The 12825-nt window shown below is 44.4% G+C and carries 10 protein-coding genes and 2 tRNA genes; 3 read left to right on the forward strand and 9 right to left on the reverse strand.

What is annotated here, in order from left to right:
- Nucleotides 1-32: 32 nt before the first annotated feature.
- The 5 genes from A0128_RS08625 to A0128_RS08645 form a co-directional block, all read right to left on the reverse strand.
- Nucleotides 33-2210 carry a glycosyltransferase family 2 protein gene (locus A0128_RS08625; RefSeq protein WP_083244209.1) on the reverse strand — a complete coding sequence of 726 codons (2178 nt, stop codon included), beginning with the start codon at nucleotides 2208-2210 and terminating at the stop codon, nucleotides 33-35.
- A gap of 147 nt (nucleotides 2211-2357) precedes the next feature.
- Complete coding sequence (locus A0128_RS08630) at nucleotides 2358-3203, reverse strand: polysaccharide deacetylase family protein (RefSeq protein ID WP_245667244.1); 846 nt, start codon at nucleotides 3201-3203, stop codon at nucleotides 2358-2360.
- Between the two features lie 81 nt (nucleotides 3204-3284).
- The gene (locus A0128_RS08635) at nucleotides 3285-3791 is read right to left on the reverse strand and encodes a DUF1993 domain-containing protein (protein WP_069607132.1); all 507 of its coding nucleotides are present in this window, start codon (nucleotides 3789-3791) and stop codon (nucleotides 3285-3287) included.
- An 883-nt stretch (nucleotides 3792-4674) separates the two neighbouring features.
- Nucleotides 4675-4757 (reverse strand) — tRNA-Leu (locus A0128_RS08640).
- Between the two features lie 52 nt (nucleotides 4758-4809).
- On the reverse strand, nucleotides 4810-5484 hold the full coding sequence (locus tag A0128_RS08645) for a CDP-alcohol phosphatidyltransferase family protein (RefSeq protein WP_069607133.1): 675 nt from the start codon (nucleotides 5482-5484) through the stop codon (nucleotides 4810-4812).
- Between the two features lie 145 nt (nucleotides 5485-5629).
- On the opposite strand from A0128_RS08645, the gene A0128_RS08650 reads away from it, so the two are divergent.
- Nucleotides 5630-5703, forward strand: a tRNA-Asp gene (locus A0128_RS08650).
- 463 nt (nucleotides 5704-6166) lie between these two features.
- Here A0128_RS08650 and fliG read toward each other — a convergent pair.
- Genes fliG through pdhA form a run of 4 tightly spaced genes read right to left on the reverse strand, consistent with a single transcriptional unit; the run spans nucleotide 6167 to nucleotide 10495 of the window.
- Nucleotides 6167-7186, reverse strand: a complete 1020-nt coding sequence (gene fliG / locus A0128_RS08665; protein ID WP_069607136.1) for a flagellar motor switch protein FliG — start codon at nucleotides 7184-7186, stop codon at nucleotides 6167-6169.
- Nucleotides 7187-7199: 13 nt separating this feature from the next.
- Nucleotides 7200-8516 carry a pyruvate dehydrogenase complex dihydrolipoamide acetyltransferase gene (locus A0128_RS08670; RefSeq protein WP_069607137.1) on the reverse strand — a complete coding sequence of 439 codons (1317 nt, stop codon included), beginning with the start codon at nucleotides 8514-8516 and terminating at the stop codon, nucleotides 7200-7202.
- Nucleotides 8517-8537: 21 nt separating this feature from the next.
- Entirely contained in the window at nucleotides 8538-9512 is a 975-nt protein-coding gene (locus A0128_RS08675; protein ID WP_069607138.1) for a pyruvate dehydrogenase complex E1 component subunit beta, read from the reverse strand.
- Nucleotides 9512-10495 (reverse strand): pyruvate dehydrogenase (acetyl-transferring) E1 component subunit alpha, encoded by a 984-nt coding sequence (gene pdhA, locus A0128_RS08680; RefSeq protein WP_156781807.1) that lies wholly within the window; start codon nucleotides 10493-10495, stop codon nucleotides 9512-9514. The genes A0128_RS08675 and pdhA overlap by 1 nt, the downstream gene beginning before the upstream one ends.
- A 97-nt stretch (nucleotides 10496-10592) precedes the next feature.
- Here pdhA and A0128_RS08685 point away from each other — a divergent pair, with 97 nt between their 5' ends.
- Both A0128_RS08685 and creC read left to right on the forward strand, forming a co-directional pair.
- Nucleotides 10593-11324, forward strand: coding sequence for a response regulator (locus A0128_RS08685; RefSeq protein ID WP_083244210.1), 732 nt, complete (start codon nucleotides 10593-10595; stop codon nucleotides 11322-11324).
- 4 nt (nucleotides 11325-11328) lie between these two features.
- Nucleotides 11329-12759: a two-component system sensor histidine kinase CreC gene (gene creC / locus A0128_RS08690; protein WP_069607140.1), complete on the forward strand. Its 1431-nt coding sequence runs from the start codon at nucleotides 11329-11331 to the stop codon at nucleotides 12757-12759.
- Nucleotides 12760-12825 lie beyond the last annotated feature (66 nt).

The following is a 12825-nucleotide window of genomic DNA, read 5'->3' on the forward strand; positions in this document are numbered from 1 at the left end:
ACTGAATTTTTTCGCTCAAAGAACCATTTGAATCAATGAACCGGATCTTTTTCCGAAGCGTCGTTGCTGTAGAGCATCGCCGTTTCAAGTTCGATTGTAACCCTCGGTTCCACCAACTGTGCAACGGTTTCTACGATGTCCGCAGGAGGTTTGTTTAGAGAAAGCATAAGATCTTCCCAGCTTGCTCTGAGTCCGATAAATTTTACGATCGCATATCCCAACATGAGAGCGTTCGCGAGGTTGTAGAAAGAATAAGCCCAGTTTCGATGTAGGTAGTTCGTAACAAAGCCGAAGAAAAGCTGAGCCAAAAGAGAATATTCTGCAACTACGTAGAGCGCGGGCATCGCGGTTCTTCCGATAACTTTCGGAGTTCTGCTGAATGGAATTTGTTTTCCCGTAACGGCTTGGTTCAGAGACATCAAAACTCCGGCGAGATTGACCGGAATGAGGAGTAGATTCAACGCATAAACTCGGAATACATCCATCCAACGATATCCCATTTCCACAAGATCCATTCCGTAGAGAAAGAAATAGGGAAGGGAGGAGATCGCAATCCAGTAGGTTTCCATTCCTTCTCCGAGGGGACTTCCCATAAGGATTACCAAACCGATATTGACCGCCGCGATAGAACCGAGGTAGTGAACTCGAAAGAACGCTTCGATAAACTTCGTAAGTTTCCAAGGCCACTGAAATACGTGACGTAAAAGTTTCGGAAGAATGATCAATCCACCGTTCGCCCATCTTCTTCTTTGAATGAGAAGGGAACCGAAGTCGGCAGGGGTCGCGCTATAAGCGAGACGTTCCGGATAGTTATAAAGATTCCAATTTACGTCCAAAAGATCGATGCTGGATTCGGTGTCTTCGATTACCGTGTTGTCTTGAATGTAACGATAGACCTTATGTCCTCGTTCTTCATACACGGTGCAGATATCAAGAAGTGCTTTGTAACGAAGCATCGCGTTCGCCCCAACCCAGAACGTAGCGCCGAAATGAGTAAAACCTTGGTGAATCTGATATTGAATGTCTGTGGTTGCTCCCGCCATTTGTTCGAGGAGATTGGGAGCTCCGGGAATCGCGCTGTAAGGAGTTTGAGCGACGGCTACTCTTTCGTTTTGAGGCGAGGCCATCACGTGCGCCAACTTCAAAACGTAGTCGGGAAGAAGTGCACTGTCGGCGTCTAAAGTGATTAAAAATTCTGCGGCAGGAATTTCAAAGGAAGGAATTAATTCCTGCGTCTCTTCGAGAATGGCTCCGTGAGATTCTTCTCTTTCTTTCCATTTTTTTCCTAAAAGATAGATGTAACTGTTTAAGTTCATCGCTTTGTTCGGAAGATGAGAGAGGTTGAGATATCTCTTTCTTTCAAAGCTCGTAAAATTTACGGAAAAGAGATAAGAAAGTCGATTGTATTCTTTTTCGATTCTTTCCAAAGAAGCTCCGCCTTGAGAAAGGAGATTCTCCAATTCAATCGTTCTTTCGGAATGCAATTCTTCCCATTTGGCAAAGAAACGATCTCTCATAAAAACACGGGTGTGTTCCGGAAGTTCTCTTTTGATCGTATGATCGTCGTAGTTTAGAATGCGAGTCTGAAACCAAAGAGATACGCTTTGGTAAAGACGGATCAATTCTTCGGTTTCCGTAGATGGATCGAGAGAACCGAAAAGTTTACGTTTTAGGAATTCGTCTTTGGCCTTGGAGAAAGGCGCACAAGCTTCCTCAAATTCTTTTTGAAGAGATTCCGGAAGATTTCTCATCTTCTGAAGGGCTTCGAAATCGGAATAATTTTTCGGTTGAGGAGGATCGTCGATCAACAATACAACCCGTCTGTTTGGGTAGTCTTGGAGGGCGGCGGACAAAAGTGTTTCTCGGACGATGTCCAATTCTTCTTTATAGGAAGGGACCAAAACGGCCAACGGAGGACATTCCGTCTTATAGATTCCTTCCAATTTTTCTCGATCGGGAGGGTTGTGTTTGAGAAGTCTTTTGAAATAGCCCAGGCGGGTAAATTGATAAACGAAGTTCCCGTAGGTGAGTAACGTTATGATAACAATGAAAGCGACCTGACCAATAGCGGCAAACGGTCTGTGATCGAGAATTTCTTCGACGAGAATTTGGAACATCTCGATGCACGCGAAAACGCAGGAGACGATCGTCAGAAAAAGGAAAATGCGAGTGATCCAGATCTGGTTGCTGTAATACCGATTTGTCTTCAAATTCATGGATTCTGCTACAAGAGCTGGATTCTTTCTCATCTAAATTCGTACTGAATCTACTATATCAAAAATTACCCTTCGTTATGTAATTCATAATTATTGCCGTCAGAAGGAAATTTTTATTAAGTTCAAGAAATTTAGGAAATTCTAATAAGAATAAGGTGAGTTCCCTTGGGTGGATTTCTGTGTCTTCTGACATACGATGTATCTTGGGTTCTCCAATTGTTCAATAAAAGTTGCAAGATCACATTTCCCATCGATGAAGATTCGTTTTATATGCAAAGGGTCAGCCCCCGGTTGGTTGGCCCCTTCTTCTGTTGTCAAAAGCGCCTTGTAACCGGATTGTTTTGCTAACTGAACCAACTTTTCATTGTACCAACCGCAAGGCCAGGCCAGATAATTGATTGGGATTCCTAACTTGCTTTCTAAGATTTTTTTGGATTCCTTGAGTTCGAAGAGAGCTTCTTTTTTTCCCTTGTTCGGAACCTTATGATCAACCCAGGTTACGAGGTTGTCCTTAGGATTCCAGGGATGGCTATACGTATGAGATCCGATTTCGAAAAGTGGGTTCCCTGCCAATTCCCGAATTTCGGACCATTCCAAATATTCTCCGTTTCCAATTCCTTTGGGCCCTGCGATGATCCAGAAGGAAGCGGGAAAGGAATGTTTTTTTAGAATTGGAACCGCGTTTAAGACATTCTTCCAACCGTCGTCAAAGTTGAGGACGATGGAACGATCGGGAAGAGCGGTTCCTTTTTTCATATAAAGGAGGAGTTCTTTCATCGAGATCGGATGATATCCATGAGAAGAAAGATAGTCCATCTGCTCTTTGAATTTTTCAAGGGAGATTACTGTTTCTCCCGGCACTCGATCCTCTTCTGTTACAATTTCGTGATAGATAAGAACGGGGATTCCTTTGAGATTCGAGACTTTCGCCGTGTTCGATTCCTTTTCGGGAGAACTGCAGAAGACATGGAAAGAAAGTAAAATCAAAACAAACCCGAACCCGGTGAAGTTAAGAATTTTGGATACGATCGAATTCAAAGGTTACCTCGTGTTTAGATGATTCTAAGATTAACTCTTAAAGGGCATATCACCCAGATAATTCTTCTTACCGATTTCCACTCCGTTATGACGTAAGATGGAATACGCGGTTGTAATATGAAAATAGAAATTAGGAATCGCGTGTTGGATTGCGAATTCTTTTCCGGTGAGATACTTTCCTTCCCAGCGCGGTTGCGAGATTTTACGGTCTTCGGATTCGTTGAAGTCCTTTTCCGAAAAGGTTCCGAGATATTCCAAGACCGATTGAATTCTTGTCTGGAGTTCGGAAAGAGTTTTTTCCTGGTCGTCGTGTTTGGGCGCGTCCTTTCCGGTAAGACGGGAAACTCCTAACTTTGCGGTATCACAGGCGATCTGAACTTGTTTGATGAGATGAAACTGATCGAGAGCGAGCCTTGAATTCAGAAGAATCTCGACGTCGACCTTTTTGGTTTCTGCGTGGGACGCACCTCTTTCTAAGAGGACGCTGAGATTTTTGAGCATCTTTGTGAATTGAAGAATTGTGATTTCGTAGAGCATTTTTTTTTCCTGATAAAACAACGCGGTGATTTTTCAAGCTTTTGAGATGCTTACAATTCAGATAGAATTTTTCAGAAGAGAAGAGTATCTAAGGATTTTTCAAAGAAAGAAGGAAGCGTTTTAGTCGGGATTCGATAATGAAGTCAAGGAAAAGGAATGAAATTAGCTACCGCAAACTCAGAGAATGAATTCTTCTCATTGAAAAATGCTGCTTTTTTGGATAGAGTCAGGTTCCGGAAAATTTCCCGCGAGTATTCCTCCGTACGAAGAGGTACCGTAAAGCGTAGCTTAAATCTCATGATAAATCCTGTCGGAAGTCCGACAACTCTTCTGTGAAAACGGCGCGCCCCACCCTGATTTTGGGAGGTGGGGCGGGGTGGTGGAAAAATTCCGGAAATTTTCCATTATCACAAAATTCTAATTTTGCAAGAAAAAAGTCTCGTGTAGGAGCTCTAACAAATCCGACGATTCTCGTTTGGAGCTTCCTTGTAAGCAGGGCTGTAGCCAGAGCCAGGGGAGCCGTTCCGTTTTACGGATGTAGGAACTGCAACGCTCGGTTGGAAAGTGAAATTCTTACCAAAGCTCGCTTCGAGTCCCGATTCTTTGTAATAGATTGTATGATTTTAAAAAAGAGGAAAGATTCTTGCTCGAGTTAAACTCAGTAAATTTCTCCCTAAGGGTCGAAATTGAGGGGACTCGCCGTTTCGCAGTCTCGCATCCTGCGCAACTTTGCTCCACGGCGTCTCACTTTGGCCTCGGAACATCCTGTTCCTCGGAATCGTTTTTCGCTTTTTACGAAAGCTCAAAACGATTTACCAAAGCTCGTTTCGAGTCCCGATTCTTCGTAATAGATTGTATGATTTTAAAAAAGAGGAAAGATTCTTGCTCGAGAGGGGACTCGAACCCCTACACCTAATCGGCACAAGCACCTCAAGCTTGCGTGTCTACCAATTCCACCACCCGAGCGGTTGCAATGGACAGGATGTGAGAAGAGGGTTGGGAGTCAAGAAAGTTACGATCAAACGAGTTCGTATTTCTTTCGAGTCTTTTTATCCTCGGGGTCAATTTGAATTTTTTCGGGGTGAAAGACGATATTCCAATAACGTTTGGAATAAGCGAAGATACCGATACTGAGAATGAGGACCAGAACGTAGCCTGAATATTCAGGATGTTTCAGAAAACTCTCGCCTACAATTTGTAATTCAATGAGAGGAAGGCACATATACCAGAGGACGGCGACGGCGACGAGTCCAACTCCAAACTTTCCCCACCAATTTGGTTTTCCTTGAATTCCTCTTTTGAGATAGAGAAAACTTCCCAACCAAACGCCTAAGATTTCCCGAATTACATAAGCGACGAGAATCCAAGAAGGGAAACGGAAGTAGTGAACGATCACGGAAAGTCCGCCTACTGTAACGATCTTATCGCAGACGGGATCCAAATAACGTCCCAAAACGGATTCTTGATTGAGAAGACGCGCTAAAAAACCATCCAGATAGTCCGTGATAACCGCACCGATACAAGTGAGGACCGCGTAGATGAGGAATTCCGTTTTTTCCGGATCTTCCATATAAGTTTTCGTGAAAGTAATAAAAAAGGGTAAAAGAAAGACTCTACTTACGGAGAGAAAATTCGAGACCGTAAAGATTCGATCTTCTAAGAGTTCCTTTGGTTTTTTTTCCTGAACGAGCATTCTTGTTTCGTTCCAATATTTTTATCAGAAGAATTTTGTATTCCAGTAAATGAAAGAATAGATTTTCGGAACAGAATTTTTCGGACTAATTTGTTTGAAATCGGTTGACCGGATACCTTCGTTTGAAAAAGTATCAAAGGAACGAGGAGCTGTAGCTCAGCTGGTTAGAGTGCCTGCCTGTCACGCAGGATGTCGCGGGTTCGAGTCCCGTCAGCTCCGAGATTCATCTTTTCCCGCTTCAATCTTCAACTTACATAAACTTGGACTCGAAGCTTTCGAGCGAGAGTGAATTTCGTTTCCGTAAGAAACGGAATTCACGATGCGAATCCATGGATGGATGAGCGCGCGAGTAAGACGCCGTGGAGCTTAATTCCGCACGATGCGGAATTGCGTAACGGCGAGTCCCGTCAGCTCCGAGATTCATCTTTTCCCGCTTCAATCTTCAACTTACATAAACTTGGACTCGAAGCTTTCGAGCGAGAGTGAATTTCGTTTCCGTAAGAAACGGAATTCACGATGCGAATCCATGGATGGATGAGCGCGCGAGTAAGACGCCGTGGAGCTTAATTCCGCACGATGCGGAATTGCGTAACGGCGAGTCCCGTCAGCTCCGAGATTCATCTTTTCCCGCTTCAATCTTCAACTTACATAAGCTTGGACTCGAAGCTTTCGAGCGAGAGTTTTAGATATACTCTTCTCCGTCTTTTTTCACAAAGATCGTTCCTTCTTCTTCCAATTCTCGGACCAGGTTGAGAACGATATTTCTTGCGTCGTTGATTTCGCGTAAGGTGAGTTTTCCTCGGATGTCCATCATATCCATGATTTCGGCCGCGCGGTTTCTAGACATAGCGTTTAGGAAGTGATTTCTGAGTTCGTCTCCGGAACCTCGAAGCGCCATACTCAGAGTTTCGTCGTCGCTTAGGCGATTGATAAGAATTCGCATTTCTTTTTGATCGAGACCAAGAACGTCTTCAAAAGTGTATAACTTTTCTTTGACTTGTTTTGCGAGTTCCGGAGAATTCGCTTCCAGCTCTTTTAGAATATTCTCTTCCTGAGACTTGTCCATGTGATTGAGAATATTTGCCAAAGCTTCGGCTCCGCCAGCTTCGCTGTATTCGGAACGATCTCTCTGCTCGTATTTTTTCTTTAAGACCCTGGCGATTTCTTTGATCGCGTCGGGATGGGTCTTTGTAGTGTTTGCCAAACGATAGGCGACACTGGCCTGCAATTCTCCCGGAAAGAATTTTAAAATATCGGCGGCTTTTTTCGGAGTCATAAAAGCGAGAGTGACTGCAATTGTCTGAGGAGATTCGTGTTGGAGAAGACCCGCGAGAACTCCGGGTTCCGCTTCGCTTAAAAAAGAAAAATCGTCTTCGATATCTTTCCGGGAAAGTTTTCCTAAAATATTCTCCGCTTTTTCCTTTCCCATCGAGTGCTGGAGAATTTCTCTCGCGGCGTCCATTCCACCTTTGATTTCCCCTTCACCGGGAAGAACTGAATTCTTAAATTCTAATAGAACGTCTTCTTTTTCTTTTTTGGAGATGGTCTTGATCTGAGCCATCTCGAGGATGATCTCTTCGATCATAGAGTCGTCTAATTTTGAAAGAACCTTGGCGGCGTCTTCTTTGTTAAGCGACAAGAGGAGAAGGGCCGATTTTCTGATTTTTTCTTTTCTTGCACCGGAAGTTGATTCTTTATCCACAAAAATAAAATCCTTAACCTGTTAGTAGGCGAAGGGGATGTTCCGTAAATTCTCGAAATGCAGAAAGAAATCTGGCTCCGGTGGCGCCGTCGACAACTCTGTGATCGCAGGAAAGAGTTACCGTTAAGGTTTTTCCCGCGACCAGACTTCCGTTTTGGATCACCGCTTTTTCTACGAGAGCGCCTACCGCGAGGATGGCAGCTTCCGGTTCGTTGATGACCGCAGTGAAGGAAGAAATTCCAAACATTCCGAGGTTGGAGACGGTAAAGGTTCCGTCCGTGTATTCCCCCGGTTTGAGTTTTCTCTCTCTTGCTCGGGAAGCAAGTTCTTTTATCTCGCGACTGATCGCGGTCACATTTTTCTGATCCGCGTTTCGAATATAAGGAGTGATGAGTCCGCCCTCGATGGAAACCGCGACACCGATATCGATCCTTCCGTGCTCAAGGATATGATCTTCTCTCCAAGAAGAGTTGACTTCGGGAACTTCCCTCAAACACAAAGAACAAACCTTGAGAATGAGGTCGTTGACGCTGATCTTATCGTGACCTTCGAGTTTTAGATCCTTGTTGATCGAATTTCTGAGATGATCGATCGGTTCCGCGTCGACTTCCATCGTAAGATAAAAATGAGGAATCGTGGATGTAGAATGAGCCAGTCTTGTTGCGATGGTCTTTCTCATTCCTGTCAGTTCCAACTTTCGATCCTGACGTTTCACAAAATGGGTTCCTTTGCCTCCGGATTCTTGAAAAGAAAGAATGTCTCTTTTGATGATTCTTCCTCCGGGACCGGAGCCAAGGACCTCGTCTAAGTTGACTCCGCTTTGAAGCGCAAGATTTTTTGCAAGAGGTGAAGCCTTGATCGTTCCACCAAAATTCTTTCCCTCTCTTTGAGAATGAAAATCCTCTTTCCGAGTTTCATCGGGTTCTCGAACAACCGAAGCCACCGGCTTTTGTATTTCTATCTTTTTCTCAGGAACGGACGAAGTAGTTGTAGGTGCGACGGAAGAAACTTCGGGAGTTGGATTCGAAGCGGTTTCTTTTTTTGCGGGAATGGATTTTTTTGCGGTTTCGACTAACGCAGAAATGTCTTCTCCGGTTTTTCCGATGATGGCGACGGGAGCTCCTACAGGAAGAAGGGTTCCTTCCGGCGCGAGAATTTCGAGAAGAACCCCGGATTCAAAGGCTTCCATCTCCATGACTGCCTTATCGGTTTCCACTTCCGCCAAAATTTCACCCGGAGAAACTGAATCTCCGTTTTTTTTGAGCCAACGAACGATCTTTCCCTCGGACATCGTCGGACTGAGCTGAGTCATTTCTGCAATTTTAGCCATTTTGAATATTCCTTGCTCTCATTACTCGAGCATTTCTCTGACTTTGGCGATGATCTTCTCTTCACTCGGAAGAGAGGCCTTTTCCAAATTGGCGGCGTAGGGCATGGGAACGTCTTCTTGTGTAATCCTTTCCACGGGAGCGTCCAGATGATCGAATGCGTTTTTCTGGATTAGATAGGCTACTTGCGCGCCAAAACCCGCCACTTCCCAACCTTCTTCCACGATTAGGGCGCGGTTCGTCTTTGCTACGGACGCGTAGATTGCCTCTTCGTCTAAAGGACGGATCGAACGAAGATCCAAAACTTCCACGGAAATTCCTTCCTTGGCGAGTCTTTCTGCGGCGGGAAGAACATACATCAACGCGCGAGACCAGCTAACTATCGTTATATGAGAACCTTCCCGTTTTATATCGGCCTTACCGAAAGGAATCGAATATTCTTGATCGGGAACTTCTCCGCGACTTCCGTATAAAACTTCGCTTTCGATAAAAATCGTCGGATTGTTGTCGGCGATGGCGGTCTTTAAAAGTCCGCACGCATCCGCCGGCGAATAAGGCGCTATCACCTTTAAACCGGGGATATGAGCATACCAACTTTCAAACGATTGAGAATGTTGAGCAGCGAGTCTTCCTCCCGCCCCTCCCGCTCCTCGGAACACGATCGGAATCGGAAACTGACCCGCGCTCATATAATTCATCTTAGCAGCCGAGTTGATAATCTGATCGATCGCGACAAGGGAAAAGTTCCAGGTCATAAATTCGATGATAGGACGTAAGCCGATCATTGCGGCTCCGATCCCGACTCCGGCAAAACCGTTCTCCGAGATGGGAGTATCGATGACCCTTTTTTCTCCGTATTTCGCGAGCATTCCCTGAGAAACCTTGTAGGCTCCGTCGTAGTGTCCGACTTCTTCTCCCATGAGAAAGATGTTAGGATCCTTATCCATTTCTTCGCACATCGCGCGGTTGAGCGCTTCTCTGTAAGTTAGGATCGCCATCAGACATTCTCCGCGTAGACGTTTTTATACAACCAACCTAACGGCGGTTCTTCGCTTTTTTCCGCGAATTGAATCGCGTCTTCGACCCTTGTTTGAAGATCTATATCTAATTTTTCTAATTCTTCTTCTTTCCATTCGGCGTGAAGAAGGTCGTCCTTTGCTTTCAAAAGCGGATCGCTCTGTTTGTAACGATCCAATTCTTCTTTGGTTCTGTATTTTGCCGGATCGGACATCGAGTGACCTCTGAAACGATACGTGGAAATTTCCATAAGAGTAGGGCCTTCTCCTCTGCGAGCTCGTTCCACGGCGACGCTTACGTGGTCTCGAACCTTACGAACCTCGTCTCCTTCGATATGATCTCTTGCGATATCATATGCGCCCGCTCGAACCGAAACGTCTTTGACGGAAAGCGCTCTGTATTCCGGTGTTCCCATCGCGTAGTGATTGTTTTCACAGATCATCACAAGAGGAAGTTTCCAGATCGCGGCGAGATTCATTCCTTCGTGAAAGGATCCGATGTTCGCTGCTCCTTCACCAAAAAAACAAATTGTGACTGCATCCGTTTCTTTGAACTTGGAAGCGTACGCGATTCCAGCCGCGAGAGAGATATGTCCTCCCACGATTCCATGTCCGCCCATGAAATGTTTTTCCTTATCAAAAAAATGCATGGAACCTCCGTAACCTTTGGAGATTCCTGTTTTTTTTCCAAAGAGTTCCGCCATGAGTGAGTTCGGATCCAAACCTCTTGCGAGCGCGTGTCCGTGATCTCGATAGGTGGAAACGATGTAGTCTTGTTCTTTGAGGGCCGCGATGGAGCCGACTCCAACCGCCTCTTGACCGATGTAGAGATGGCAGAAACCTCCGATCTTACCGGTGCTATAGGATTTGGCGGCTCCTTCTTCGAATCTTCGGATGAGAAGCATTTGTTTGTAGAGTTCGAAAAGGTCTTGGGTTTCTTTTTTAGTTTTTGGTTGGCTCATAATATAATGTAGATCGCGAAAACAATCGCAAAGTATCCGTGTGGAAGGAGGATATGCAAACGGATTTCATTTCAATCTGAAAAAAATTCGAAACTGGAGAATGGAACAAAAATATTCTTTTCCTAAAGAGAACGATCCGTTTTTCTTTTATTGCATGCATCCCGTCCGAACAATCTTACTCACTGAAGACGAACCTGGGATCCGCGATACAATTCGTATCGTATTAGAATCGGAAGGATTTCGTATGCTTTCGGCTATGACAGGCAAAGACTGTCTTTCTCTTTTGAAAGAATCTCCGGATCTACTCGTATTAGACGTGGGCCTTCCGGATGGAAGCGGATTTGAAATTTTAAAAGAACTTAGAAAAAAACATTCGATTCCGGTCATTCTCCTAACTGCCAGAGAGTCCGAACTGGATCGTGTTCTTGGTTTGGAATTAGGCGCCGACGATTATATGATAAAACCCTTTAGTCCAAGGGAACTGGTCGCAAGAATTCGAGCCGTACTCAGAAGATACGACGGAAATTCGGAAGAAAAGCAAACCGAGTTTTTTACGGATGAGGATCGTAAGGTGATTTACTATTACGGTAAATCCTTGCCACTCACTCCTTACGAATACAAAACTCTGCTCTTATTTTTAAAACGGCCCGGTAAAATTTTCACTCGAGAAGAAATCATGGACATGGTTTGGACCGAACCGGGGGATAGTTTCGATCGAGCCGTGGATACCGTAATTAAAAACATTCGAACTAGATTGAAAGAGGTCCGGAGCGACCTCGATCCGATCGAAACCAGACGGGGTTTGGGTTACGGATGGAAGGTTACGTTATGAGTCTTTGGATTCGAATCGTAATCGGTTTTTTTTTGCCTTTTCAGCCGGCTATTACTACTTCGTAGATAAAATCGAAAAATCGATTCGACCTCGTTATATGGAAACGGTGGAGGAATCGATGAATGACACCGCCCACCTTTTCGCTTCTTTATTGGAGAAAGAATTTTACAAAAAAAAGTCTACGTTAGGCGAAGTCTCCGATCGGATTCTTTCTCCGATGTTTAGAACCGCGAAAGAGAGAACTCTAAATTCTAAAATTTTCGAAGTAATCAAGAAGAGGGTGGATCTACAACTCTATGTTACCGACGAACAAGGAATTGTAGTCTACGATTCGGAAGAATATCGAAAGGGACAGGATTATTCAAAAAAGAACGACGTATATCTCACGTTAAAAGGAAAATACGGAGCGAGGTCGAGTTTGTTAGCCGCTTCCGATCAGGAGGGAGCGTTATTCGTCGCGGCTCCGATTCGGATGTCAGGAAAAACGATCGGCATTCTTACCGTCATCAAACCTAAGAGTAGCTTGATTCCTTTTATCGAATCTGCAGAGGAGAAATTTTGGAGCCTAAGCCTCTACGTGGCTTTATCCATCGTCGTTTTATTTCTCATCGTTGTTTATCTGATATTCTCACCGATACGGAAATTATCCGAATATGTTTCCGCGCTCCGATCTAAAAAACGGATTCCTTTTCCAAGAATAAACGTTTCTGAAATTCGAGGTTTGGGAGAAGAGATGGATCAATTGTTTCGCGAACTCGCGGGCAAAGAATACGTGGAAAATTATGTACAATCCATGACCCATGAAATCAAAAGTCCTCTTTCTTCTCTGTTAGCTTCCGCGGAGTTGATCGCCGAGAATCCCGATCGTATGAATTCTTTAATCTCTAACATTCAATTGGAAGGAAGAAGAATTCAAATGATTCTAGAAAAATTATTGGAATTCAGCGCGCTTGAGAATCTATTCCAATTGGAAAAAGTTCCGAATTTAGATTTGCAGACGATCGTCCGAGAAATCATTTCTTCCGCAACTTCAGAGGCGATTCGAAAAAAAGTAAAGATTCAAGAGTTAAGCGAAACCGTATGTGTGGAAGGAAACTCTTTCTTTTTAGGAATGGCTCTTCGGAATTTAGTACAAAACGCTTTGGATTTTTCAAGCCCCGGTTCTCAGATAACGGTTCGTTGCGGAAAAAAGAACGATCTTCCTTTTTTAGAAGTGGAGGATTTTGGGACTGGGATTCCCGGGTATGCTTCGGAAAGAATTTTTGAAAAGTTTTATTCTCTACCGCGTCCCGATACCGGTCGCAAAAGTTCCGGATTGGGTCTTGCCTTTGTAAGAGAAATCGCAAAATTACACGATGCCGACGTGGTGGTAAAAAATGGAAATTCTATCGGAGTAACCGCTCGCATCGATTTCAAAAATAGTTCTCAAAAATAATATCCTCACACAATCCTCACAATCCGCTCATTCCTCTCTCACTTCCATCCCGCATACTTTTTCGGC

Origin of the sequence: Leptospira tipperaryensis (assembly GCF_001729245.1) — a bacterium.
Classification (GTDB): Bacteria; Spirochaetota; Leptospiria; order Leptospirales; family Leptospiraceae; genus Leptospira; species Leptospira tipperaryensis.